Here is a 24646-nt window from a genome sequence, read left to right as displayed (position 1 = left end):
CATCACACGGGCATCCGAAGGCCGGCCACGTAGGTGGCGGCGAGGTTGCGTTCATCGCCCAATGTCATCCAGGCGAACACTTTTTCATGCAGATCGCGCGCCACGGCCAGCCGGCGCTGTGCGACCGGGCCCGAGGCCCAGTCCCACACGCACAGGTCGGCCATGCGACCGGGCGAAAGTGAGCCGATCTCGTCGGCCAGCAGCAGCGACTCGGCCGCGCCCAGCGTGGCCGCGTGCAGCGCCTTCCAGGCGGTGAGCCGCTCGCCGCGCATCGCCTGGATCTTGTAGGCATCCTGCAGGCTGCGCAGCTGGCACAGGCTCGTGCCGCCGCCAACGTCGGTGGCCACGCTGACCGCGGCGCCGGCGGCCTCGGCCGCGCGCCAGTCGAAGAGGCCGCTGCCGAGGAAGAGGTTGGAGCTCGGGCTGTGTGCCACCTGGGCCCCGCAGCGGCACACCAGCGCGCGGTCTTCGTCGTCGAACCAAATGCCGTGGGCGAGCACGCTGCGGCGGTGCAGCAGGCCGGCGCGGTGGTAGACGTCGAGGTAGCTGCGCGCCTCGGGGAAGAGCTCCTTCACCCACGCGACTTCGGCACGGTTCTCGGCCACGTGGGTCTGCATGTAGAGGCTCGGGTCGCTGCGGCACAGGGCGCCGGCCATCGCCAGCTGCTTGGGCGTGCTGGTCGGCGCAAAGCGCACCGTCACCGCGTACGACAGCCGGCCCGTGCCGTGCCAGCGCTGGATGAGGTCGACGCAGTCGCGCTCGGCCTGGGCCACGTCGTCACGCAGGCCCTCGGGGGCATGGCGGTCCATCAGCACCTTTCCGGTGATGAGCCGCATGCAGCGCGCCTGCGCCGCGGCGAAGAGCGCGTCGGTGCTGGCCTTGTGCACCGTCGGGAAGACGACGGCGCTGGTGGTGCCGTGCGCAAGCAGCGCATCGAGGAAGCGCGCCGCGCCGGCCTCGGCCTCGGCCGGGTCGGCGTAGCGCTGCTCGGCGGGGAAGGTGTAGGTGTTCAGCCAGTCCAGCAGCTCGGTGCCGTAGCTCGCGATCACGTCGAGCTGCGGGCTGTGCACGTGGGTGTCGATGAAGCCGGGCAGGATGAGCTGGCCTCTGTGGTCGTGGCGGGGCCAGCTGCTGTCGGGTGCTTCGGCCTGGGCGCCGACGATGCGGCCGCCTTCGATCAGCAGCCAGTGGTCGGGCCGGAAGCGCACCACCGGCGACTCGGTCGCGCCCCATTCGGGCGCGCCGGTGAAGTCGAGCAGGTCGCCGCGCAGCGCGACACGCAGGGCGAGCCCGGGGGCGGAGGAAGAGACGGTCATGGCACTACCGCTGCAAGGCCCGTACCGGCGGACGGTCTGGCGGCATGGCGCATGCTAAGCATGTTCGACGCTGAAAAACTGCCTGCACTGGAATAAGCTGTTCCCATGAACCCGCAACCCATCCGTTTCTACCACCGCGGTGCCGTCGTCGAGGTGAATGGCCCGCACCCCACCCGCTCGGTGCTGGAATGGCTGCGCGAAGACGCCCACTGCACCGGCACCAAGGAAGGTTGCAACGAGGGCGACTGCGGCGCCTGCACGGTGGTGGTGGGCGAGCTGGCGGATTCGGGCGAGGGCCTCTCGCTGAAGACCGTGAATGCGTGCCTTCAGTTCCTGCCCACGCTCGATGGCAAGGCCTTGTTCACCGTCGAGGACTTGAAAAGCCCCGGAGGCCTGCACCCCACCCAGCAGGCGATGGTCGAGTGCCACGGCTCGCAATGCGGCTTCTGCACCCCGGGCTTCGTGATGAGCTTGTGGTCGTGCTACGAGCGGCACCAGGCCGCGGCGACGAAGCCGACGCGGCAGGCGCTCGCCGACGAACTCTCGGGCAACCTGTGCCGTTGCACGGGCTACCGGCCGATCCTGGATGCGGGGCAGCGCATGTTCGAGTTGCCCCCGCGCAAGCTCGACGCGGCACCCGTCGTGAAGGTGCTGCAAAGGCTGCAGCGCGCAGATGGTCTGCACTACACCGCGTTCAACCGCCAGCTCGGCGGCGGCGAGCGCGTCGACCACTTCCGCGCGCCGCGCACGCTCGATGCCTTGGCGGGCCTGCGCGAATACCACCCCGATGCGACGTTGCTCGCAGGCGCCACCGACATCGGCCTCTGGGTCAACAAGCAGTTCCGCCCGCTGGGCGACATCCTCTACCTCGGCGAAGTGAAGGAGCTGCAGCGCATCGAGGAGCTCAACGGCGAACTCGTGATCGGCGCCGGCGTGCCGCTCGAAGCCGCCTGGCAGGCGCTCGCGCAGCGCGTGCCGTCGCTCACCGAGATGTGGCTGCGCTTCGCCTCGCCGCCGATCCGCCATGCCGGCACGATGGGCGGCAACGTGGCCAACGGCTCGCCCATCGGCGACTCGGCGCCGGTGCTGATGGCGCTCGATGCGCAGCTCGTGCTCCGCAAGGGCACCCGGGTGCGGCGCGTGGCCCTGGCCGAGTTCTACCTCGACTACATGAAGAACCAGCTGCATGCCGGCGAGCTGGTGCAGGCCATTGCCGTGCCGCTGCCGGCCTTGCAGCGTGTGGTGCGCGCCTACAAGGTCAGCAAGCGTTTCGACAGCGACATCTCGGCGCTGTGTGCCGGCCTCGCGATCGGGTTGTCGGGTGACACGGTGACGTCGGTGCGCATCGCGCTCGGCGGCATGGCCGCGACCGTCAAGCGCGCCGCCGCCGCCGAAGCAGCGCTCACCGGCCAGCCCTGGACGCAGGCGAGCGTGAAGCTCGCGCAGGCTGCGCTCACGCAAGACTTCAAGCCCCTCACCGACCTGCGCGCGAGTGCGGCCTACCGGCTGCAGGTGGCGCAGAACCTGTTGCAGCGCTTCTGGCTCGAGACGCGGGTGAACGATCCCTTGCCACCTGCGGCCACCACCGTGTGGGCCCGCGTGGAGGCCGTCCGATGAACAAGCCGCTAGACAGCTTCCTGCAGCCGCCCTCCGAGGCCCAGGCCTTGCGCGAGGGCCATCGTGTGGGCATCAGCCGGCCGCACGAATCAGCCCACCTGCACGTGGCTGGTGAAGCGGCCTACATCGACGACCTGCCCGAACTCGCCGGCACGCTGCACGCAGCGCTCGGGCTCTCGCCCATCGCCCACGGCCGGCTGCTTGGCCTTGACTTCGAGGCGCTGCGGGCGATGCCCGGCGTGGTGGACGTGCTCACCGCGGCCGACATGCCCGGGGCCAACGACTGCGGCCCGATCGTGCACGACGACCCGATCCTGGCCGACGGCGAGCTGCGCTACCTCGGTCAGCCGGTGTTTGCCGTGATCGCGACCAGCCGCGATGCCGCCCGGCGCGCCGCCGGCCAGGCGAAGCGTGTGCTGACGGTGGAGGCGCTGCCGCCGGTGCTGTCGCATCGACACGCGCATCAGCTCGGCCAGTACGTGCTGCCGCCGATGCACTTGGCCCGCGGGGATGCGCAGGCCGCTCTCGCGGCCGCGCCGCATCGTCTCAAGGGCACGCTCGACGTGGGCGGGCAGGAACAGTTCTACCTCGAAGGCCAGATCAGCTACGCCGTCCCGAAAGAGAACGACGGCATGCTGGTGCACTGCTCCACGCAGCACCCGAGCGAGATGCAGCACGTGGTGGCCCATGTGCTCAAGCTGCAGGCGCACCATGTGCAGGTGGAGTGCCGGCGCATGGGCGGCGGTTTCGGCGGCAAGGAATCGCAATCGGCGCTCTTCGCCTGCGTGGCCGCGGTGGCCGCACGTCGCCTCAAGCGGCCGGTGAAGCTGCGCCCCGACCGCGACGACGACTTCCTCATCACCGGCCGTCGCCACTGCTTCTGGTACGAGTACGACGTGGGCTACGACGACGAGGGCCGCGTGCTCGGCGCCGAGATCACGATGGTCTCGCGCGCCGGCCACTCGGCCGATCTCTCCGGCCCGGTGATGACGCGGGCGCTCTGCCACTTCGACAACGCCTACTGGCTGCCCGACGTGGCGATGCACGGCTACTCGGCGAAGACCAATACGCAATCGAACACGGCCTTCCGCGGCTTCGGCGGGCCGCAGGGAGCCATCGCGATCGAGAACATCCTCGACACCATCGCGCGCGCACTCGGCAAGGACCCGCTGGACGTGCGCACGCTCAACTACTACGGTCCGAGCGAGGGTGACGAGCGGGTGATGACGCCCTACGGCCAGAAGGTAGAAGACAACATCCTGCAGCCGCTGACGGCGCAGCTCGAAGTGACGAGCGACTACCGGGCGCGGCGCAAGGCGGTGGCCGAGTTCAACGCCGCGAGCCCGGTGCTCAAGCGCGGCATCGCGTTCACGCCGGTGAAGTTCGGCATCTCGTTCAACGTGGCGCACTTCAACCAGGCCGGGGCACTGGTGCACGTGTACAACGATGGCTCCATCCTCGTGAACCACGGCGGCACCGAGATGGGCCAAGGCCTCAACACCAAGGTGGCCCAGGTGGTGGCGCATGAGCTCGGCGTGGACTTCGAGCGGGTGCGCGTGACGGCGACCGACACCCAGAAGGTGGTCAACACCTCGGCCACGGCCGCCTCCACCGGCAGCGACCTCAACGGCAAGGCGGCGCAGGACGCCGCGCGCCAGATCCGCGAGCGGCTCGCCGCGTTCGCCGCCGAAGAGGCCGGGGTGAAGTCGAGCGAGGTGCGTTTCGCCAACGACAAGGTCTTCATCGGCAAGAAGGCGCCGCACGAGGTGCCGTTCTGTGAACTCGTGACGCAGGCCTATCTGGCACGTGTGCAGCTGTGGTCCGACGGCCACTACGCCACGCCCGGCCTGCACTGGAACCGCGAGACCATGCAGGGCAAGCCCTTCTTCTATTTCGCCTACGGCGCTGCCGTGAGCGAGGTCTTGGTGGACACGCTCACGGGTGAGTGGCGGCTGCTGCGCGCCGACCTGCTGCACGACGTGGGCCGCTCGCTCAACCCGGCGGTCGACATCGGCCAGGTCGAAGGCGCGTTCATCCAGGGCATGGGCTGGCTCACCACCGAAGAGCTGGTGTGGCACCCGCAGACCGGCCTGCTGGCCACGCATGCGCCCAGCACCTACAAGATCCCGACCGCCAACGATTGCCCGCCGGTGCTCAACGTGAAGCTCTACGAAGGCGACAACCCGGCCGACACCATCCACCGCAGCAAAGCGGTGGGCGAGCCGCCGCTGCTGTTGCCGTTCTCGGTGTTCTTCGCGATCCGCGATGCGGTGTCGGCGGTCGGGGGCCACCAGATCGACCCGCCGCTGACGGCGCCGGCGACGAGCGAGTCCATCCTGCGCGCGATCCAGGCGGTGCAGGCCGGCTGAGATGGAGCTGCTGCGCGACAACGCCCTCGCCTGGCTCGCCTCCGGCCGCGCTGCGGTGCTGGTGCGGGTGAGCGACACGAAAGGCTCGGTGCCGCGCGAGGCGGGCACGCGCATGCTGGTGGCCGGTGATTGCGTGGCCGGCACCATCGGCGGCGGCCACCTCGAGTGGCAGGCCATCGCGCGCGCGAGGGAGATGCTGGCGGCGGACCAGGCGCCGGCGCAATCGGTGCACTACGCGCTCGGCCCGTCGCTCGGCCAGTGCTGTGGCGGGGCCGTCACACTGTCGTTCGAGCGGCTGCATGCCGAGCATCTGGCCGCGTGGCCGCAGGAGGCGCCGCGCTTTCATCTGCAGCTCTACGGCGCGGGCCATGTGGGCCGCGCGATCGCCCGGCTGCTGGCCACCTTGCCGGTGCAAGTCGACTGGATCGACGAGCGTGAGGACGCCTTCCCACCCGCGCTGGCCGACGGGCCATGGCCGCGGCACATCCGCCGGGTCGCCGTCGACGCGGTCGAAGCGGAAGTGCGGCACGCGCCACCCGGCGCCTTCTACCTCGTGCTCACCCACCAGCACGACCTCGACCTGCGCATCACCGAGGCCATCCTGCGCCGCAACGACTTCACCTTCTTCGGCCTCATCGGCTCCCGGACGAAGAGGCAGCGCTTCATCCACCGCCTGGAAGAGCGCGGCCTGCCGCATGCGGCCATCGATCGCATGGTGTGCCCGATCGGCCTGCCGGGCATCGTGGGCAAGGAGCCCGAGGTGATCGCGGTGGCCGTGGTCGGGCAGCTGCTGCGCGAAAGTGCGAAGCCTCGTAGCTAGGCCGCTTCCTGCAAGGCCGCGTTGACGGCCTGTGTCGGCTGGATCGCGAAGCGCCGCTCGTTGAGGAAGTGCGACGGTGGCCCACCGAAGGCCTTGGTCCACACGCGCGAGAGGTGGGCCGAATCGGTGAACCCCGCTTCGTGCGCGGTGGCGGTCAGGCTCAGGCCGGCCCCGATGCAGCGTGCCGCTGCGTGGATCTTGAGCGACAGCACGTATTGCCGCAGCGACAGCCCCATCTCGTGCGAGAACAGGTGCGACATGCGGTAGTACGACAGGCAGGCCTGGTCGGCGAGGGTGTCCAGCGCCTGGCGGTGGTCTCGCGCCAGCAGCGCGGTCACGCGCTCGATGCGCGGGTCCAGCGGGCGGAGCGGCGGCAAGAGGCGCGTGATCGCCTCGACGCACTGCTCGAAGACATGCCGTGCCTGGGGCATGTCGAGCACGCCGTTGCGCAGGGCGTGCAGGCGCGGCGCCAGCTGCGGAAAGAGGCTTCTGGGCATGGCGGCAAAGCCCGGCGCGGCCATGCGGGTGAAGGCGCGGTAGCCGGGGTGCATGGGGTTGATGCCGATGCTCACGAAGGCCTGGTGCGGCGAATGCAGCGACTTGGGCACGAAGGGCTTGAGCACGGCGATCTCGGCCCGCTCGCGCTGGCCGCCGACTTCGATCTCGATCGGCTCATCGGAAGTGGCAAAGAGCATCGTCGCGGTGTAGCGCTCGGTGCGCGGCGCCACCATGCCGTCGCACGAGAACATGAAGCCGTCGGCGTAGACGTACACCTGCGACCGGCGCGGTGCGGTCTCGGCACGCTGCGAGGGGGCGTCAGGGCGCGGGGAGGGCATCGCCGTTCTCCACGTGGGCCAGGTTGGTGTGCAGGCGCGTCAGCGTGCCGTTGCGGTAGACCTCGAGCGACAGCTCGGACTGCTGCATCAGCGCGACCATCGAGTTCTCGTCGATGGCGGGCGTGCCGGGGGTGTCGAGCGTGTAGATCACGTCGCCGCGCTTCAGGCCCATGCGTTCGTAGCGGCTGTCGGGCTGCACGTCGGTCACGACGAAGCCCGACTGCGGGCCGGGCGTGACGAGCACTTCGCTCAGGAAGCTGCGCGCCGTCTGGTGGCGCTGCAGCGTGAGGCGCCGCACGTCGACGCCGGCATTCCGGGTGGCGTAGTCGTCCTCGTGCTCGTCCTGCCCGAGCCGGGCGGCGGCTGCGGCCAGGCGCGCGTCGGCGTGTGCGCGGTCGGCGTCGGCCTGATCGGTGCCCGTCGCCACGGGCGGCGGTGCGGGGAGCGGCGTGGCCTTGACGAAGGGCGCGGCGTTGGCCGCGTCCGTGGGGCCCATGGGCAGCCCTTCATCGCTGAGCACGTACCAGACGAAGCCCCCGATCACGATGCCCAGCCCGCAGGCCATGCGCAGCGCCTTCTGCCACGCGGGCGTCTTGTGGGTGATGTGGATGAATCCGCTCATGCAACTGCCTCGTCTCCAACCGGTCTGGCCGGCGCATCTCTAAAGTGGACGCGCGTGCATAATTCCTTGGATTCTGAGGCTTTCACTTGAACGGAAGAGCTGATTTTTCTCGGTGAAACCTCGGGGATTTCCACGGGTGGCACGGGCTTTTGTGATTTTGTATGCGCCCGTCCAGAATTGGCCTCAGGGACGTGTTCAGCCGGTGTTGCGCAGGCCGGCGGCGACCCCGTTGATGGAGATGTGGATGCCGCGCTTCACACGTTCGATGGCCGGGTCGTCGTCTCGCTGCTGACGGTAGCGGCGCATCAGCTCGACCTGCAGATGGTTCAGCGGGTCGAGGTAGGGGAAGCGGTGCTCGATCGAGCGCGCGAGCGAGGGGTTGGTCGCCAGCCGCTTCTTCTCGCCGGTGATGAGGCCGAGGGCGTCTGACGTGGCGCGCCATTCGGCTTCGATCGCCGCGAAGATCTTCTTGCCCAGGCGCTTGTCTTCCACCAGCTCGACGTAGCGCGCGGCGATGCCGAGGTCGGTCTTCGCGAGCACCATGTCGAGGTTGGACAAGAGCGTGCGGAAGAAGGGCCACTGCTTGTGCATGCGCTGCAGCAACAGCAGGCGCTCCTTGCGTTCCTTCGCGTTGGAGCCGAGGAAGGCGTTGATCGCCGAGCCGAAGCCGCACCAGCCCGGCAGCGCCACACGGCACTGGCCCCAGCTGAAGCTCCAGGGAATGGCGCGCAGGTCTTCGATCGCGCGCGTGGCCTTGCGTGACGCGGGGCGCGAGCCGATGTTGAGCTCGGCGATCTCGCGGATGGGCGTGGCGGCGAAGAAGTAGTCGGTGAAGCCCGGGGTCTCGTACACGAGCTTGCGGTAGGCGGCCATGCTGGCGGTGCTGATCGCGTCGGCCGCGTCGAGGAAGGCCTTGGGCGCCGTCTTCGTCGGGTGCAGCAGCGTGGCCTCGAGCGTGGCGGCGACGAGCGTCTCGAGGTTGCGCAGGCCGATCTCGGGGTTGGCGTACTTGGAGTTGATGACCTCGCCCTGCTCGGTGAGGCGGATCTGCCCGTTCACCGTGCCCGGGGGCTGGGCCAGGATGGCCTGGAAGCTCGGGCCGCCGCCGCGGCCCACCGTGCCGCCGCGGCCGTGGAAGAGGCGCAGCACGATGCCGTGTTCCTGCTTGAGCTCGTCGAAGAGCTTCACCAGTGTGGTCTCGGCGCGGTAGAGCTCCCAGTTGCTGGTGAAGGAGCCGCCGTCCTTGTTGCTGTCGCTGTAGCCGAGCATCACGTCCTGCTCGCGGCCCGAGCGCACCATCATCTGCGCGATGCCGGGCAGCGCGTAATAGTCGCGCATGATCGGGCCGGCGCGGCGCAGGTCGCCGATGGTCTCGAAGAGCGGCGAGACGATGAGATCGCAGCTGGCCGAGTCATCGAGCGTGCCGCGCATCAGGCCGGCTTCCTTCTGGAGGAGCAGCACCTCCAGCAGGTCGCTCACGTCTTCGGTGTGCGAAATGATGTAGTGGCGCAGCGCTTCGCGGCCATAGGCGCGGCGCATCTTGAGCGCGGTCTCGAAGATGGCCACCTCGCCTCGGGCCAGCTCGGAGTACTCGGCGCCGTGCACGCGCAGCGGGCGCGCGTCGTTGAGCAGGCGCAGCAGCAGCTCGCGGCGCGCGGGTTCCTCGAGCGCGGCGTAGTCGGCCTCGATGCGCGCGATGCTCAGCAGCTCGGTGACCACGGCCTCGTGCTTGTCGGAGCTTTGCCGCAGGTCGACGGTCGCCAGATGGAAGCCGAACACCTGCACCGCACGCATCAGCGGCTTCAGGCGCGGCGCAATGAGCGCCTGCGCGTGGTGCGACTTGAGCGAGGTCGCGATCACCTGCAGGTCGCGCAGGAACTCGCTGCTTTGCGCATACGGCGACTGCGGCGCGACGGCATGGCGCAGCGCTTCGGTGCCGGTCAGCTCGTGCAGCGTGGCCGCGAGGCGGGCGTACATGCCGATCAGGGCGCGGCGATACGGCTCGTCTTCGCGGTGCGCGCCCTGGTCGGGCGAAGCGGCCGCCAGCGCCTGCATCTCGGGCGTGACGGGTGAAAGCATGGCCGAGATCGACAGCTCGGCGCCCAACTCGTGCACCTCGGTCAGGTAGTAGCGCAGCGCGGTCTCGGCCTGGCGGCGCAGCGCCATCTGCAGCGTCTCGGCGCTCACGTTGGGGTTGCCGTCGCGGTCGCCGCCGATCCAGTTGCCCATGCGGAAGAAGGGCGCGATCGGGTGGCCGGGCAGGGCGTCCTCCAGCTCGCGGTACAGGCGCGGGATCTGGCGCAGGAAGGTGCTCTGGTAGTAGCTGAGCGCGTTCTCGATCTCGTCGGCCACGGTGAGCTTGGTGTAGCGCAGCATGCGCGTCTGCCACAGCTGCGTCACGCGGGCCCGGATCAGCGCTTCGTTCTGGTCAAGCTCGCGCGTGGTGCCGAGCTTGTCGCGCTGGCTCACGAGCTCGGCGATGGCGCGTTCGGCATCGAGGATGCTCTTGCGCTGCACTTCGGTCGGGTGGGCGGTGAGCACCGGCGAGATGTAGGCATGCTCGAGCGTCTTGGCGATCTCGGTGGCGCGGATGTCGGCATCGGCCAGGCGGTTGAGGCTCATGGCGAGCGAGCCTTCCTGCAGGTGGCCTTCGCGCTCGTGGTGCTCGCGGCGGCGCACGTGGTGGCGGTCTTCGGCGATGTTGGCGAGGTGGCTGAAGTAGCTGAAGGCGCGGATCACGCTCACGGTCTGGTCGGCCGAGAGGTTCTTCAGCAGGCGGTCGAGCGCCTTGCCGGCCTGCGCATCGTGCTTCAGGCGGTAGGCCACCGAGAGGCGCCGCACGTGTTCGATCAACTCGAAGGCCGGTTTGCCCTCCTGCTCGCGAATCACGTCGCCGAGGATGCGCCCGAGCAGGCGGATGTCGGCAACCAGGGGCAGGTTCTTGTCGTCGTCGGGACGGGCGCGGGGCATGGGAGCTCTCTGCAAGAGGAGTGGAGGAGTGCGCGCAATGTAAGGGCTGTCGGGTTACTGCGGGTTACCAAGGTGCGCTTTCGGGGGGCGGCAAGAGGGCCCCTGCTAGCATCGCCCGATGTCGCACGCCGCCCCTGCTCCACTCCTGATCGCCACCCGTGAAAGCCGTCTCGCCCTCTGGCAGGCCGAGCATGTGCAGGCGCTGCTGAAGTCGCGTTTCGGGCTCGACGTGGGCCTGCTCGGCATGACCACGCGCGGCGACCAGATCCTCGACCGCACGCTCTCCAAGGTGGGCGGCAAGGGGCTCTTCGTCAAGGAGCTGGAAACGGCGCTCGAGGAAGGCCGCGCCCATCTGGCCGTGCATTCGCTGAAGGACGTGCCGATGGAGTTGCCCGACGGCTTCGTGCTGGCCGCGGTGCTCGAGCGCGAGGATCCGCGCGATGCGCTGGTGTCGAACACGTTCGCCTCCCTGGCGGAGCTGCCGCAGGGCGCCAAGGTGGGCACCTCCAGCTTGCGCCGGGTGGTGCTGCTCAGGGCGCTGCGCCCCGACCTGCAGATCGAGCCCCTGCGCGGCAACCTCGACACCCGCCTGCGCAAGCTCGACGAGGGCCAGTACGACGCGATCGTGCTGGCCGCGGCCGGCCTGAAGCGTCTGGGCCTGGCCAATCGCATCCGCGCCACCTTCGAGACGACCGAGATGCTGCCGGCCGCGGGGCAGGGCGCGCTCGGCATCGAGGTGCTCGCCGACGCCGGCCCGCTGCGGGCGCAACTCGCCGACCTGATCCATCGTCCCACCTGGCTCGCGGTCCATGCGGAGCGCGCGGTGTCGCGCAGCCTGGGGGGCAGCTGCAGCATGCCGCTGGCGGCGCATGCGGTGTGGCATGGCGACCAGCTCCAGCTGAGCGCGGCCCTTGGCGACGGGCAGACGACGACCCGTCCGCTGCTGCGGGTGTCGGTGCAGGCGTCGGTGGTCGACGCCGACGCGGCCAGTGCGCTGGGCGAAGAGGCTGCGGCCCTCCTGCGGGCGGCCGGCGCCGACGTCTATCTCGCAGCGACCTGAGCCCGATGCGCGTGCTCGTCACCCGGCCCAGGGCGCAAGCCGGTGAATGGGTGCGTTTGCTGCGTGATGCAGGCTTGCAGGCCGAGGCGCTGCCCTTGATCAAGATCGCGCCCGCCACGGATGGCGCGGCGTTGGCTGGCGCGTGGCAAGGCCTGCACGAGCTGGCGCTGGTGGTGTTCGTGAGCCCGAATGCCGTGAGCTGCTTCTTCGATGGCAGGCCCGACGGGCTGGCTTGGCCGGAGGTGGTGGTGGCCGCCTCGCCGGGGCCGGGCACGACGCGCGTGCTGCGTGCGCTCGGCGTGCAACAGATCGTGGAGCCGGCGGCCGACGCGCCCCAGTTCGATTCCGAAGCGCTGTGGGAGCAGCTCTCAGCGCGCGACTGGCAGGGCCGCAAGGTGCTGATCGTGCGAGGCGAGAGCGGCCGGGACTGGCTGGCCGAGCGGCTGCGCGAGCGGGGCGCGGTGCTGGAGTTCGTGGCCGCGTATGGCCGCACGCTGCCCGCCTTGTCTTCCAGGGAGCGTGGTCTGCTCGACGATGCACGCGCGACACCGTCCGGCCACCTGTGGCTCTTCAGCAGCTCCGAGGCCATCACCAACCTGCAGTCTCTGGCGCCCGACGCCGATTGGGCGCCGTCGCTGGCGCTCGCCACCCACCCGCGCATCACTCAGACCGCGCGCACGCTCGGCTTCGGGCGTGTGCTCGAAGCCCGCCCCAGCGCTGAGGCCGTGGTGGCCTGCATACAATCGATTTCATCGTGAGCGATGTCACACAAGCCCCCCTGCCCACCGCCGCCAGCGAGCCTGTCGCGCCGCCGCCCGTGGCGCGCCGCAGCCGCTGGGTACCGGCGCTGCTGCTCCTGTTGATCCTCGTCGTGGCGGTGAGCCTCGGGCTCGCGTGGTCGGCGCAGCAGCGTGTGCGCAAGCTCGAGCAGGAGCTGGTGCGTCGCCAGCAGGACAGCCAGACGCAGTCAGGCGAGGCCCGTCTTCTCGCCAAGCGTGCCGACGAGACCGCGCGTGAGAGTGCCGCCAAGGTCACGCTGCTCGAAGCGCGCCTGGCCGAAGTGGCGATCCAGCGCACGCAGCTTGAAGACCTGATCCAGTCGCTGTCGCGCTCGCGCGATGAGAACGTGCTCGTCGACATCGATTCCGCGCTGCGCGTCGCGCAACAGCAAGCCACCATCACTGGCAGCGCCGAGCCGCTGGTGGCGGCACTCAAGCAGGCCGACGATCGCCTTGCGCGTTATGCCCAGCCGCGGCTCGAAGGCGTGCGCCGCGCGATTGCGCGCGACATCGACCGTGTGAAGGCCGTGGGCGTACCCGACATCGCGGCACTCTCGATCAAGCTCGACGAGGCGATCCGGCTGGTCGACGAGCTGCCGTTGCTGTCGCAGGCCGAGCCACGCAAGGACACCAAGGCTGCTGCAAGTTCGCCCAAGGCCGCGGCACGCGGCGCGTCGGCCCCCGCATCTGCGCCGGCCGGATGGGCGGCCACCGTGTCCGACAAATGGGGCGGCCTCATGCAGACGCTCTGGGGAGAGACCCGCACGCTGGTGCGCGTGACCCGCATCGATCACCCCGAGGCCATGCTCGTCGCGCCGGAACAGGCCTTCTTCCTGCGCGAGAACCTCAAGCTGCGCCTGCTCAACGCGCGGCTGGCGGTGCTCAGCCGCCAGTTCGACACCGTGCAGACCGATGTGCAAGGTGCGCAGCAGTCGCTCGAGCGCTATTTCGACCGCAGCTCGCGCCGCACCGGCGTGGCCTCCGATCTGCTCAAGCAGGTGGCCGCAGGCGCCCGCCAGGTGGGGCTGCCCCGCCCTGACGACACGCTCGCGGCGCTCGCCGCGGCCAACGCGGGACGTTGACCGCTTCCATGCGCGCAGTCGTCTGGTTCGTCCTGCTCTTCGTGGTGGCCGTGGTGGCCGCGACGACCTTCGGCGCCAACGATGGGCTGGTGTCGCTCTACTGGGGCGGCTGGCGCATGGACGTGTCGATGAATCTCTTCCTGCTCGTGCTGCTGGCTGCCTGCCTTGCGCTCGTGACTATCTTCCAGGCGGTGAACGCGCTCGTCGGGCTGCCGCGGAGGGCTCATGAGTGGCGCGTGGCGCGGCGAGACCGCACGGCCCAGGCGGCACTGCGCGACGCACTGGCCCAGTTCTTCGGCGGGCGCTACAGCCGCGCGCAAAAGGCGGCGCAGCGGGCGCTGCTGATCCAGGCCGAAACCGCCGACCTGGCCCAAGACAACGAGTTCACCGTGCTCGGCCATTTGCTCGCCGCGGGAAGTGCCCACAAGCTGCAGGACCGCGCACGCCGCGACGAAGAGCTCGAGCGTGCGCTCGAGCTGAGCAGCCGCAGCAGCGCTGCGCGCTCCGCGGAAGAGGGCGCGCGCCTGCTGGCCGCCGAATGGGCGCTCGATGATCGCGATGCCGCACGTGCGCTGAGCTTGCTGGCGGTGCTACCCCCAGGCGTGGCCCGCCGCACGCATGCCCTGCGCCTCAAGCTGCAAGCGTGCCGCCTCGCGCAGCAGCCCCATGAAGCTTTGAAGACGGCGCGCTTGCTGGCCAAGCACCAGGCGTTTTCCAAGGCGGCCGCACAGGGCCTGCTGCGTTCCCTCGCATTCGAGTCGCTTGATGGCGCCCGTGACGCCGACCAGGTGCGCCGCACATGGTTCGCGCTCGACGTGGCCGACCGCCGTGACCCGCTGGTGGCAGGGCGGGCCGCTGAACGCCTGGCGGCATTTGGCGCACAGACCGAGGGTCGCGCGTGGCTGCGGCCCTTCTGGGACCGCCTGGCCGATTTCACCGAAGACGAGCGTGTGGCGCTCGCCGATGGTCTGGTGGCCTGCATGGACGGACTCACACCGGATTGGCTGGCGCGCCTGGAGGCCTCGGCCCAAGCCCACCCGCGAGAGGCGGCCGTCGCCTATGCCGTGGGCTGCGCTCTCGCCGAGCGTGGTCTGTGGGGCAAGGCTCGGCTTCTGCTCGAGCAGGCGGCCACTGCACCTGCGCTTCAAACGGCGTCCCGCCGCCGTGCGTGGCTATTGCTGGCCAAGCTCGCGGAGCAGCAGTCCGATGTGGAACGTGCAGCCTCCTGCTACCGCGAAGCTGCGGGTTTGTAGACGGGCCCCGAGTTGGTGTTATAGTTCAAGGCTTCGCGGCTGTAGCTCAGTTGGATAGAGTACTTGGCTACGAACCAAGGGGTCGTGGGTTCGAATCCTGCCAGCCGCGCCAGAACACACCGTTCTAGAACAACGCCTTAGAGGTCTGACCTCTAGGGCGTTTTTCTTTGTGCGTCCCCCGCGAGACACTTGTTTCCGTGGTTTCCACTTTGGGCGGTCTCTGCGAACATTCGCACACCGGTTCTACATCCCGTGTCGCGCCATGCACTCCTTCATTCGCTTCCTCGCCATTGCGCTGCCTTGGATCTTCTTCCTGGTCGGAGTGGAAGCGCTTCTTGAAACGCGCAGCACGGGCGAGTTCGTGTTCGTGCCGAACCGGCTCTTTTACCTGCTGTTGCCCGTGTATGCCGGCATCGTGGTCATCGTCTTCCGGTTGACCCGCAAGAGAGACTGATCCTCTTTGTAGAAGGCTGACGGGGGTCTGGACGTCCATCAGCACCGCGTCGAAAGAGGGGGATCCGTCAAGGCGTCGATCGCTTCGTACCCGTTGTTGGCGATCTCGACGACCGCGCCGCGGGGGCTTGGTGGAGCGGCAGAATCCTGTCTCATGAGTCCGGAAAGACCCGCCAGCTGCAGCACATGAACAAGGCCTTCACCAAGGAGCCGGAAGGCGACGACGACGATGACGACAGCCCCGGCCTGCCGCCGCTGCCGGCCGGCACGAAGAACTACGTCACGCCCGAGGGGTACAGGCGCCTGCGGGAGGAGCTGATGACGCTGCTCGACGTGGAGCGGCCAAAGGTCGTGGAGGTGGTGTCGTGGGCGGCGAAAAACGGCGACCGTTCCGAGAACGGAGACTACCTCTACGGCAAGAAGCGGCTGCGCGAGATCGACCGGCGCATCCGCTTCCTCACCAAGCGGCTCGACGTTGCCGAGGTGGCCGACCCGTCAGCACATTTCGGCAACGACCAGATCTTCTTCGGCGCCACGGTGACCTATGCCAACGAAGCCGGCGACGAACGCACGATCACCATCAAGGGCATCGACGAGGCCGACAACCTCAAGGGAGAGGTGAGCTGGGTCGCGCCTATCGCACGGGCCTTGCTGAAGGCAAGGGTGGGCGACGAGGTGTCGCTCGTCACACCGGGTGGACTGGAGAAGCTGGAAGTGGTGGAGGTCGCGTACCCGAAGCCTGAGCTGAAGGGCTGATCAGGGCTTCAGACGCAGCACCTTCAGCACGGCGGGTGCCCGGCGCAGCGTGCGCATCACGTCGGCCAGGTGCTGCCGGTCGCGCACGCTGATGAGCAGACGCAACTCGGTGGTCTCGGCGGCGGCCTCGTCATCCATGTCGATGTGCGAGATGTCGGCTTCGACCGAACTCACCGCCTGCGCCACCTGGGCCAGCACGCCCTTGCCGTTCTTCAGCAGGATGGTGATGCTGGTTTCGAAGGAACGAACCGGCTCTTCGGCCCAATCGACGGTGATCCAGCGTTCGCTGTCGCGCTCGAAAAGGCGCTTGCCGACACTGCATTCGGCGGTGTGCACGAGCAGGCCCTCGCCGCGGCCCAGGTAGCCCACGATGTCGTCGCCGGGGATGGGGCGGCAACAGGTGGCCATCTGCACCGACGCGCCTTCGGAGCCGTCGATCACCACCAGGCCTTGGCTGGGCGTGGCGTCGTCCTGCACCGCGTAGCGGCCCATCGTGAGCGTGAGCGCGTCGGGCTTGGCGCCGCGTTCCAGCATCAGCTGCGACAGGCGCTTGGCCACGATGATCGCGATCTTGCGCCCCAGGCCGATGTCGGTGAGCAGGTCCGCCCGGGTGCGGTTGCCGCTCCAGCGCGTCAGGGCCTGCCACAAGGCTGTGGCGTTGGCGTCGTTCGGATCGATCTCGGGCAGCGTCATGCCCTCGGCGCGCAGGGCCTGCGCCAGCAGCTTCTCGCCAAGCTGCTGCGACTCTTCCTGCTCCATGTTTTTCAGGTAGTGGCGGATCTTCGAGCGCGCGCGGCCGGTGCGCACGAAGTTGAGCCAGCCCGGGTTGGGCCGGGCGCCAGGGGCGGTGACGATCTCGACCACGTCGCCGCTGCGCAGCTCGGTGCGCAAGGCCACCGGGTCGCCGTTGACCTTGGCGGCGACGCAATGGTCGCCCACGTCGGAGTGGATGGCGTAGGCGAAGTCGACGGGCGTCGCGCCGCGGGGCAGCGCCATGATCTTGGACTTGGGCGTGAACACGTAGACCGCATCCGGGAAGAGATCGATCTTCACGTGCTCGAGGAACTCGCTCGCGTCGCGGGTCTCGTCCTGGATGTCGACCAGCGACTGCAGCCACAGCGCGCCCAGGCGCTGCGCGTCCTGCGCCTGGCCGGCGCTGCCGATCTTGTACATCCAGTGCGCGGCGATGCCTTTTTCGGCCACAGCGTGCATGGGCTCAGTCCGGATCTGGAACTCGACCGCCGTGCCAAGCGGGCTCACCAGCGTGGTGTGCAGCGACTGGTAGCCGTTGGCCTTGGGGATGGCGATGTAGTCCTTGAAGCGGCCCGGCAGCGGCTTGTAGAGCTGGTGCAGCACGCCCAAGGCGAGATAGCACTCTGGCAGCGTGTTGACGACGATGCGGAAGCCGAAGATGTCGTTCACCTGCGCGAAGGTCAGGTGCTTGTCGCGCATCTTCGCGTAGATGGAATAGAGCGTCTTCTCGCGGCCGTGCACCTGCACCTTCTGCTTGGTGTCGGTGAAGGCCTTTTCGACTTCCTTCTGGATGCGCTCGACGATGTCGCGGCGGTAGCCCCGGGCGCGATTGATCGCCTTCGAGAGCGCCGCGTGCCGCCACGGCTTCAGGTACTGAAACGACAGCTCCTGCAGCTCGCGGTAGGTCTGGTTCAGGCCCAGGCGGTGGGCGATGGGGGCGAATATGTCGAGCGTCTCGCGCGCAATGCGCACACGCTTGTTGGCCGCCATCGCCTCCATCGTGCGCATGTTGTGCAGCCGGTCGGCGAGCTTGATGAGGATGACACGCACGTCGCGCGCCATCGCCAGCAGCATCTTGCGGAAGGATTCGGCCTGCGACTCTTCCTTGGTCGAGAACTGGATCTTGTCCAGTTTCGTGAGGCCGTCGACCAGGTCGGCGGTGGCACCGCCGAATCGCTCGATCAGTTCGACCTTGGTGACGCCGCAGTCCTCCATCGCGTCGTGCATCAGCGCCGCCATGATGGCCTGTGCGTCGAGCTTCCAGTCGGCGCAGAGGCCGGCGACCGCGATGGGGTGGGTGATGTAGGGCTCGCCGCTCGCGCGGAACTGGCCCAGGTGGGCCTCGTCGGCGAACCGGTAGGCTTCGCGCACACGCTTGATGTCGGCGGCGTCGAGGTAGTCGAGTTTCTTGACCAGCGTGGCAAACGAGGCGGCGGCTGCATCGCTCACCGTCGGCGGCGGTGCTTCGCGCGCGCGGCGCGACACGCCGGTGGCGGCGTCGCGTATCCAGGTGATGGGGCTGGCCATGCCCCGAATTTATCGCGGATCGTCGGGTATCGCCGCCGACGCCACAAATGGAAACGGCCCCGAAGGGCCGTTGTCTTCAATCCTGCCGAATGTGCCTCAGACCGGCACCTTGCGCAGCATCTCGACACCCACTTCGCCGGCGGCGATTTCGCGCAGGGCGGTCACGCCGGGCTTGTTCTTGGTCTCGATCTTGGGGGCATGGCCCTGGCTCAGCATGCGGGCGCGGTAGGTTGCGGCGAGCACCAGCTGGAAGCGGTTGGGGATCTTGGTCAGGCAGTCTTCGACGGTGATGCGGGCCATGCGGTACTCCGTGGGTCTAGCTGAGGGGTCAATCGAGGTTCAGGGCGGCGAAGACAGATGGTTTGCTTCGACGCAGGGCAGCGTATTTGAGGCGCTGCGAGTGGACGATGGCTTTCAATTCGAAAAGCGCCGTCTCAAAAAGAGCGTTGATTATAACGAAGTCGAAGTGTTTGGCCTGCGCCACCTCATTGCGGGCATTCGCCAGACGCTCGGCAATGGAGTCGGGTTGGTCCTCGCCGCGCCGCGTCAGGCGCTGGGCCAGCTCGTCCCAACTGGGCGGCAGGATGAAGATCAGCACCGCGTTCGGGAAGATCTGCTTGATCTGCAGGGCGCCTTGGTAGTCGATCTCCAGGATCACGTCTTCGCCGCCGGCGATGCGCTTTTCCACCTCCGCCCGCGAGGTGCCATAGCGGTTCCCGTGCACCAGGGCGTGCTCGAGGAATTCACCGCGTTTGATCTTTTCGACGAACGTCGCTTCGTCGATGAAGTAGTACTCACGGCCTTCCTGTTCCTGCCCGCGGGGTGGGCGGGTCGTGTGGGAGATGGACACGACGAGGTGCGAATCCAGTTCCAGGAGCGCCTTGACCAGGCTCGACTTGCCGGCGCCGCTGGGCGCCGCCACCACGAAGAGGTTGCCGGGGTATTCCATCGCTTGAGCCATCACTCGAGATTCTGGACCTGCTCGCGCAGCTGTTCGATCAGGACTTTCATTTCAACCGAGATATTCGTGAGTTCCAGCGTGGAAGATTTGGATCCGAGCGTGTTGGCTTCGCGCAGCAACTCCTGTATCAAGAAGTCCAGGCGCTTGCCGACCTCGCCCCCGGCCTTGAGCAAGCGGGCAATCTCGTCCAGGTGCGCACGCAGTCGGGCCAGCTCTTCGGCCACGTCGATGCGGATGGCGTAGGCGGCAGCCTCGTTGAGGGCGCGCTCCTGCAGGGCTTCCTGCGAGACGCCCTGGCCGCCGCCGGTGGCGGCCAGCGCTTCCTGCCAACGCTCGACGAAACGCTGCTGCAGGCGCTGCACGACGGCAGGGATCAGCGGCTCCGCCTTGGCCGCCAGCTCGCGCAGGCTGGTCACGCGCTCCATCAGCACGGCGACCAGCTTGTCGCCTTCGCGCTTGCGGGCATCGCGCAGGCCGGCGATGCACTGGCGGGCGGCTTCGAGGGCCACATCGTCGAGCTTCTCGGTCGCCGTGCCACCCTTGCACCATTGCATGACCTCGTGCACCGACAGGTTTTGCGCCTTTGGCAGCCAGCCCTGGATGGTGCTTTCCAGCCGCGAGAGGCGGTTGAGCTGTTCCGGCTGGGGCGACGGCCAAGCCGTGTCGGCCTCGGTCTTCGTGTTCAGACGAAGCTCGATCTTCCCGCGGCGGAAGGCGCCGGTGATCAGGTCGCGCAGGGCCGGTTCCAACGAGCGGAACTCATCTGGAAGTCGAAAGCCCAGGTCGAGAAATCGACCATTGACGGAGCGGATCTCGACCGTCACGCTTGCTGCCGAAGAGGGCCCGGATCGGGCGCTGGAAGCCTCGGTGGCCCCTGTGGCTTCTGTCGCAGATTGCGCCCCGGCGGTGGCGCTTGCGTACCCGGTCATGCTGTAGACTGGCATTCGACTTATCGCATTGCAAAAAGAGATTATGTCAAAGCCGAAACCTGCGCCATTGCCCTCGGGCACCGTGGTCGGCGGGTACCAGATCATCAAGAAACTGGCAGCCGGCGGCTTCGGCGTCGTGTACCTTGCAGAGGATTCCGATCGTCACCTCGTGGCCGTCAAGGAATACCTGCCGTCTTCTCTTGCGGAGCGTGCGCCCGGCGAACTGATGCCGCGGGTCAAACCCGAGAAGCAGCCCCTCTACCGCCTGGGCCTGAAGAGCTTCTTCGAAGAAGGCCGCAACCTCGCGCAGATCTCGCACCCGAGCGTCGTCTCGGTGCTCAACTTCTTCCGCGAGAACGACACCGTCTACATGGTGATGAACTACCTGCAGGGTGACACCCTGCAGGACTTCATCGTCACCGCCCGCGACCTGAAGCGCGACAAGGTCTTCCGCGAGTCCACCATCCGCAGCCTCTTCGACGAGATCCTGCGTGGCCTGCGCATCGTGCACCAGCACAAGATGCTGCACCTGGACATCAAGCCGGCCAACATCTTCATCACCAATGAAAACAAGGCCGTGCTGCTCGACTTCGGCGCTGCGCGCGAGGTGCTGAGCAAGGAAGGCAACTTCATCCGTCCGATGTACACGCCGGGTTTTGCGGCCCCCGAGATGTACCGCCGCGATGGCACGCTCGGCCCTTGGACCGACATCTACGCGGTCGGCGCCTGCATCTACGCCTGCATGCAGGGCTACCCACCCAACGACGCGCCCCAGCGCATCGAGAAGGACCGCCTGGCGCTCAGCCTCTCGCGCCTGCGCAACGTCTACTCCGACAACCTGATCGAAGTCACCGAGTGGTGCATGTCGCTCGATCCGCTCTCTCGCCCCCAGAGCGTGTTCTCGTTGCAGAAGGAACTGGCGCGCGAGACCGAGCGCCGCTATACCAAGCTCAGCTTCAGCGAACGCCTGAAGCTGCAACTCGAAAACCTCACCACCGGCGCGAAGGCCTAAACCCCGATGCGATTCAGCGTCTACCAGGTCAGCCGCAAAGGCGGCCGCGAGAAGAACGAAGACCGCATGGGCTACTGCTACACGCGCGATTCCGGGCTCTTCGCGCTGGCAGACGGCATGGGCGGGCACCCGGAAGGCGAAGTCGCTTCTCAGCTCGCACTGCAGACCCTGGCCGCGATGTTCCAGCGGGACGCGAAGCCGACGCTGAAGGAGCCGATGCGCTTTCTGCACGAAGCCATCATTGCCGGCCACCACCAGCTGCTGCGCTACGCCACCCAGAAGGCGCTGATCGACACCCCGCGCACCACCGTCGTCGCCTGCGTCCTGCAGGGCAACATGGCTTACTGGGCGCACTGCGGCGATTCGCGGCTCTATCTTGTGCGCGGCGAGAAGCTCGTGGCGCGCACCCGGGATCACTCGTATTCCGAGCTGCAGGAGACCATGAGCCACGTCGTGCCCATGGGCGAGCGCTTCAACCGCAACGTGCTCTTCACCTGCCTGGGCAGCCCCGGCAAGCCGGTGGTCGACACCGTCGGCCCGCTCATGCTGCAGGCCGGTGACCGCCTGCTGCTGTGCTCCGACGGCCTCTGGGGCACCGTGAGCGACGCCGAGATCACCGACCAGCTCGCGCGCAACACCATCTCCGACGCCGTGCCCGAGCTCGTCGAGCAGGCCCTGCGCAACGGCGGCCCGAAGAGCGACAACGTCTCGGTGCTGGCGGTCGAGTGGGAATCGGCCGAAGACGGCGACAGCAACTCCGGCATCTCGACGCAGACCCTGGGCGAAGAGGTGTTTGCCTCGACCATCCAGGCCAGCGTGCTGGGCCAGGAGCCGCCCGACGAGCTCGACGAAGCGGAGATCGAGCGCTCGATCCGCGAAATCAACGAAGCCATTCGGCGTTCGTCGCAGAAGAAGTCCTGAAGGCGAGCCCAAGTCGGCCATCGCCGACAATACGGGCCATGACATTCCAACGCACTCAGAACCGGGCCGCAGACTCTCTGCGCCCCGTCACCATCACCCGCGGCTACACCAAGCACGCCGAGGGCTCCGTGCTGATCGCCTTCGGCGACACCAAAGTGCTCTGCACCGCCTCGGTCGAAGAGAAGGTCCCGCCGCACAAGCGCGGCAGTGGCGAAGGCTGGGTGACCGCCGAGTACGGCATGCTGCCACGCGCGACGCACACCCGCGGTGACCGCGAAGCAGCGCGTGGCAAGCAGAGCGGTCGCACGCAGGAGATCCAGCGCCTCATCGGCCGTTCGCTGCGCTGTGTGTTCGACCTGAAGAAGCTCGGCGAGCGCACCATCCACCTCGACTGCGACGTGCTGCAGGCCGATGGCGGTACGCGCACCGCGGCGATCACCGGCGCCTACGTGGCGGCGGCCGATGCGGTGAAGTGGCTTCAGAAGCAGGGCCTGCTGGTCGAGTCGCCGATCCGCGAAGCGGTGGCAGCCATCTCGGTGGGCATCGTCGAAGGCACGCCGCTGCTCGATCTGGAATACATCGAAGACTCGGCCTGCGACACCGACATGAACGTGGTGATGACCGCTGCCGGCAGCTTCGTCGAAGTGCAGGGCACGGCCGAAGGCGCGGCCTTCACGCGTTCCGACATGGACAAGCTGCTGGCCCTCGCCGACAAGGGCATCCGCGAACTCGTGGCTGCGCAGCGCGCCGCGCTCGAAAGCTGAGCCATGCGCCTGGTGCTGGCGTCGAACAACGCCAAGAAGCTGGTTGAGCTGCAAACGCTGTTTGCGCCGCTCGGCCTCGAACTCGTGACGCAAGGCAGCCTCGGCATTCCCGAAGCGGAGGAGCCGCACGTCACCTTCGTCGAGAACGCGCTGGAGAAGGCACGCCACGCGGCGGCCCACGCCAGGTCGGCTGCGATTGCGGACGACTCGGGTTTGTGTGTCGACGCGCTGGGCGGATCGCCCGGTGTGCTGTCGGCGCGGTACGCCACGCTCTTCGGTCGACCCAAGCATGACGACGAGAACAACCGCGTCTTGCTGGAGCAGATGGCGTCGCACGACGACCGCCGGGCTCGCTTCGTCAGCGCGCTCGTCGCGGTGCGTTCGGCCGACGACCCCGAGCCGCTGATCGCCTTTGGCCGCTGGGATGGCGAAGTGCTGCACGAGCTGCGCGGCGAAAGCGGCTTCGGCTACGACCCGTTGATGTTCATCCCCGCGTTGGGCAAGAGCGTCGCCGAGCTCGATGCGGTGACCAAGAACGCGCACAGCCACCGCGCGATCGCGTCGCAGCAAATGCTCGCACTGATGCGCGAGGTCTGGCACCTTGGCTGACATCCCGATCGCGCCGGCCGGCGCGGGCCGCACCGACGACTTGGTCGCGCGCTACATGCGCCCCGGCGTGATGAACCTCGGCGCGCTCCCGCCCTTGTCGCTCTACGTGCACCTGCCGTGGTGCCTCAAGAAGTGCCCGTATTGCGACTTCAACTCGCATGAGCAGAAAGGCGGTTTGCAGGAAGCGGCGTATCTCGCCGCGCTGCGCACCGATCTCGAAGCCGCGCTGCCCTTCATCTGGGGCCGCCGCATCCACAGCGTCTTCATCGGCGGTGGCACGCCGAGCCTGTTTTCACCTGACGCCATCGGCGAGCTGATCGCCGACGTGCGCGCCCGCCTGCCGCTGGAGCCGGGCTGCGAAATCACGCTCGAAGCCAACCCGGGCACCTTCGAACGCGACCGCTTCCGCGGTTATCGACAAGCCGGTGTCACCCGCCTGTCGATCGGCGTGCAAAGCTTCAACGACGAGAAGCTCCAGGCCATCGGGCGTGTGCACGATGCAGCCCAGGCGAAGGCCGCGGTGGAAGAAGCCAAGGACACCTTCGACACCTTCAACCTCGACCTGATGTACGCGCTGCCCGGCCAGACGCTGGCCGAGCTGCGCGACGACCTGTCGCAGGCGCTGGCATTCGGTCCACCGCACCTGTCGATCTACCACCTGACGATCGAGGCCAACACCTGGTTCGCCAAGCACCCGCCCTCGGGTGCGTCATCCTTGCCTGACGACGACACCGCCTTCGACATGCTCGACCTCATCGCCGAGCAGACTGGCGCCGCCGGGCTCTCGCGTTACGAAGTCTCGGCCTTCGCGCAGCGTGGCCACCACTGCCAGCACAACCTCAACTACTGGCAGTTCGGCGACTACCTGGGCATCGGCGCCGGCGCCCACAGCAAGCTGAGCTTCCCCCACCGCGTGGTGCGCCAGGTGCGTTGGCGCGAGCCGCAGACCTACATGGAAAAAGCGGCACAGGGCCTCGCCGTGTCGAACGACGAAGAGGTGAAGCGCGACGCACTAGCCTTCGAGTTCATGCTCAACGCGCTGCGCCTGCGCGATGGCTTCGAGCTCACGCGCTTCACCGAACGCACCGGCCTGCCGCTGTCCAGCATCGCGAAGCAGTTGGACGACGCCCAGCAGCGCGGCTTCATCGAGCGCGACTTCACCCGTGTGTGGCCCACGGCCCGAGGCTTCGATTTCCTCTCGGACCTGCAGGCCCTCTTTCTCGCCGACTGACCCCCG

General features: G+C 68.1%; 22 protein-coding genes and 1 tRNA gene. 15 read left to right on the top strand and 8 right to left on the bottom strand.

Going from position 1 to position 24646, the window contains the following annotated elements:
- Window positions 1-2 precede the first annotated feature (2 nt).
- The gene (gene guaD, locus JI745_RS08930; protein ID WP_201805516.1) at window positions 3-1316 is read right to left on the bottom strand and encodes a guanine deaminase; all 1314 of its coding nucleotides are present in this window, start codon (window positions 1314-1316) and stop codon (window positions 3-5) included.
- 105 nt (window positions 1317-1421) lie between these two features.
- Here guaD and xdhA point away from each other — a divergent pair, with 105 nt between their 5' ends.
- Genes xdhA through xdhC form a run of 3 tightly spaced genes read left to right on the top strand, consistent with a single transcriptional unit; the run spans window position 1422 to window position 6122 of the window.
- Complete coding sequence (xdhA, locus tag JI745_RS08925; RefSeq protein ID WP_201805515.1) at window positions 1422-2933, top strand: xanthine dehydrogenase small subunit; 1512 nt, start codon at window positions 1422-1424, stop codon at window positions 2931-2933.
- A complete protein-coding gene (xdhB, locus tag JI745_RS08920) occupies window positions 2930-5302 on the top strand; it encodes a xanthine dehydrogenase molybdopterin binding subunit (RefSeq protein WP_201805514.1) in 2373 nt (790 codons plus the stop codon). Before xdhA ends, xdhB begins: the two co-directional genes overlap by 4 nt.
- A 1-nt stretch (window position 5303) precedes the next feature.
- Complete coding sequence (gene xdhC, locus JI745_RS08915; RefSeq protein WP_201805513.1) at window positions 5304-6122, top strand: xanthine dehydrogenase accessory protein XdhC; 819 nt, start codon at window positions 5304-5306, stop codon at window positions 6120-6122.
- Here the strand turns inward: xdhC and JI745_RS08910 are convergent.
- From JI745_RS08910 to ppc, 3 genes are all read right to left on the bottom strand, one after another.
- Window positions 6119-6958 (bottom strand): AraC family transcriptional regulator, encoded by an 840-nt coding sequence (locus tag JI745_RS08910; protein WP_201805512.1) that lies wholly within the window; start codon window positions 6956-6958, stop codon window positions 6119-6121. The genes xdhC and JI745_RS08910 overlap by 4 nt on opposite strands.
- Entirely contained in the window at window positions 6939-7580 is a 642-nt protein-coding gene (locus JI745_RS08905; RefSeq protein ID WP_201805511.1) for a hypothetical protein, read from the bottom strand. Before JI745_RS08905 ends, JI745_RS08910 begins: the two co-directional genes overlap by 20 nt.
- Window positions 7581-7775: 195 nt before the next feature.
- Entirely contained in the window at window positions 7776-10550 is a 2775-nt protein-coding gene (ppc, locus tag JI745_RS08900; RefSeq protein ID WP_201805510.1) for a phosphoenolpyruvate carboxylase, read from the bottom strand.
- A gap of 118 nt (window positions 10551-10668) precedes the next feature.
- Between ppc and hemC the strand changes: the two genes are divergently transcribed.
- The 7 genes from hemC to greB all read left to right on the top strand — a co-directional run bounded on the left by hemC (window position 10669) and on the right by greB (window position 15933).
- Window positions 10669-11610 carry a hydroxymethylbilane synthase gene (gene hemC, locus JI745_RS08895; protein ID WP_201805508.1) on the top strand — a complete coding sequence of 314 codons (942 nt, stop codon included), beginning with the start codon at window positions 10669-10671 and terminating at the stop codon, window positions 11608-11610.
- A 5-nt stretch (window positions 11611-11615) separates the two neighbouring features.
- A complete protein-coding gene (locus JI745_RS08890; protein WP_201805507.1) occupies window positions 11616-12368 on the top strand; it encodes a uroporphyrinogen-III synthase in 753 nt (250 codons plus the stop codon).
- The gene (locus tag JI745_RS08885) at window positions 12365-13471 is read left to right on the top strand and encodes a uroporphyrinogen-III C-methyltransferase (protein WP_310738548.1); all 1107 of its coding nucleotides are present in this window, start codon (window positions 12365-12367) and stop codon (window positions 13469-13471) included. Before JI745_RS08890 ends, JI745_RS08885 begins: the two co-directional genes overlap by 4 nt.
- A gap of 8 nt (window positions 13472-13479) precedes the next feature.
- Window positions 13480-14724, top strand: a complete 1245-nt coding sequence (locus JI745_RS08880) for a heme biosynthesis HemY N-terminal domain-containing protein (RefSeq protein ID WP_201805505.1) — start codon at window positions 13480-13482, stop codon at window positions 14722-14724.
- 35 nt (window positions 14725-14759) lie between these two features.
- Window positions 14760-14836, top strand: a tRNA-Arg gene (locus JI745_RS08875).
- A 150-nt stretch (window positions 14837-14986) separates the two neighbouring features.
- Complete coding sequence (locus JI745_RS08870; protein WP_201805503.1) at window positions 14987-15178, top strand: hypothetical protein; 192 nt, start codon at window positions 14987-14989, stop codon at window positions 15176-15178.
- A 185-nt stretch (window positions 15179-15363) separates the two neighbouring features.
- Window positions 15364-15933 carry a transcription elongation factor GreB gene (gene greB, locus JI745_RS08865; RefSeq protein WP_201805501.1) on the top strand — a complete coding sequence of 190 codons (570 nt, stop codon included), beginning with the start codon at window positions 15364-15366 and terminating at the stop codon, window positions 15931-15933.
- Here greB and JI745_RS08860 read toward each other — a convergent pair whose 3' ends face one another.
- From JI745_RS08860 to JI745_RS08845, 4 genes are all read right to left on the bottom strand, one after another.
- Complete coding sequence (locus JI745_RS08860; protein WP_201805500.1) at window positions 15934-18213, bottom strand: bifunctional (p)ppGpp synthetase/guanosine-3',5'-bis(diphosphate) 3'-pyrophosphohydrolase; 2280 nt, start codon at window positions 18211-18213, stop codon at window positions 15934-15936.
- A 96-nt stretch (window positions 18214-18309) separates the two neighbouring features.
- Window positions 18310-18513, bottom strand: a complete 204-nt coding sequence (rpoZ, locus tag JI745_RS08855; RefSeq protein WP_201805499.1) for a DNA-directed RNA polymerase subunit omega — start codon at window positions 18511-18513, stop codon at window positions 18310-18312.
- 28 nt (window positions 18514-18541) lie between these two features.
- Window positions 18542-19162, bottom strand: coding sequence for a guanylate kinase (gmk, locus tag JI745_RS08850; protein ID WP_201812442.1), 621 nt, complete (start codon window positions 19160-19162; stop codon window positions 18542-18544).
- 11 nt (window positions 19163-19173) lie between these two features.
- Window positions 19174-20118 (bottom strand): YicC/YloC family endoribonuclease, encoded by a 945-nt coding sequence (locus tag JI745_RS08845; protein WP_201812441.1) that lies wholly within the window; start codon window positions 20116-20118, stop codon window positions 19174-19176.
- Window positions 20119-20146: 28 nt separating this feature from the next.
- Between JI745_RS08845 and JI745_RS08840 the strand changes: the two genes are divergently transcribed.
- The 5 genes from JI745_RS08840 to hemW are packed head-to-tail and all read left to right on the top strand — an operon-like array spanning window position 20147 to window position 24640.
- Window positions 20147-21115 (top strand): serine/threonine-protein kinase, encoded by a 969-nt coding sequence (locus JI745_RS08840; RefSeq protein WP_047498909.1) that lies wholly within the window; start codon window positions 20147-20149, stop codon window positions 21113-21115.
- Window positions 21116-21121: 6 nt separating this feature from the next.
- Window positions 21122-22036 carry a PP2C family serine/threonine-protein phosphatase gene (locus JI745_RS08835; RefSeq protein ID WP_201805498.1) on the top strand — a complete coding sequence of 305 codons (915 nt, stop codon included), beginning with the start codon at window positions 21122-21124 and terminating at the stop codon, window positions 22034-22036.
- A 38-nt stretch (window positions 22037-22074) separates the two neighbouring features.
- Window positions 22075-22800 (top strand): ribonuclease PH, encoded by a 726-nt coding sequence (gene rph / locus JI745_RS08830; RefSeq protein WP_201805497.1) that lies wholly within the window; start codon window positions 22075-22077, stop codon window positions 22798-22800.
- Window positions 22801-22803: 3 nt separating this feature from the next.
- The gene (gene rdgB / locus JI745_RS08825) at window positions 22804-23409 is read left to right on the top strand and encodes an RdgB/HAM1 family non-canonical purine NTP pyrophosphatase (protein ID WP_201805496.1); all 606 of its coding nucleotides are present in this window, start codon (window positions 22804-22806) and stop codon (window positions 23407-23409) included.
- A gap of 55 nt (window positions 23410-23464) precedes the next feature.
- On the top strand, window positions 23465-24640 hold the full coding sequence (gene hemW / locus JI745_RS08820) for a radical SAM family heme chaperone HemW (protein WP_236675220.1): 1176 nt from the start codon (window positions 23465-23467) through the stop codon (window positions 24638-24640).
- Window positions 24641-24646: the final 6 nt, after the last annotated feature.

Source organism: Piscinibacter sp. HJYY11, assembly GCF_016735515.1.
Classification (GTDB): Bacteria; Pseudomonadota; Gammaproteobacteria; order Burkholderiales; family Burkholderiaceae_C; genus Rhizobacter.
This window is presented reverse-complemented; position numbering and strand designations above follow the sequence as displayed.